General features: G+C 42.6%; 1 protein-coding gene. It reads left to right on the plus strand.

All coding sequences use genetic code 11. The features are described 5' to 3' along the window. Nucleotides 1–216: monooxygenase family protein (locus tag R0J87_RS19470; RefSeq protein WP_498888305.1), on the plus strand; the 216-nt coding region annotated here is incomplete at its 5' end. Nucleotides 217–289: the final 73 nt, after the last annotated feature.

The raw sequence follows: 289 nt of genomic DNA on the forward strand, positions 1-289 counted from the left end.
CGCAACGACAAGCATTTAACGGCCTGGAAAAAATTCAATCAGAATGCACGTGGTAATGACGCCGTCGGAATTTACCACGAAACTTTCCAAGTTCAACAAGGACAATATGAATCGGTTTACGTAAACATGCCGTTCTATGGTTTGGGCAAAACTTTAGAACATCAACCCATAGGTTCAGCGAAAAGTTCTGCCCGCCAACGCCTTAAAGCGCAGTGATTATTGTTTTAGTCCCGACTTAATGATTGTGACACTCTAATCAACCCGTTGAAATGAAAAGAGCACTTTCCCT

It is taken from the genome of Halomonas sp. SIMBA_159 (genome assembly GCF_046536035.1).
Lineage (GTDB): Bacteria > Pseudomonadota > Gammaproteobacteria > Pseudomonadales > Halomonadaceae > Vreelandella > Vreelandella venusta_A.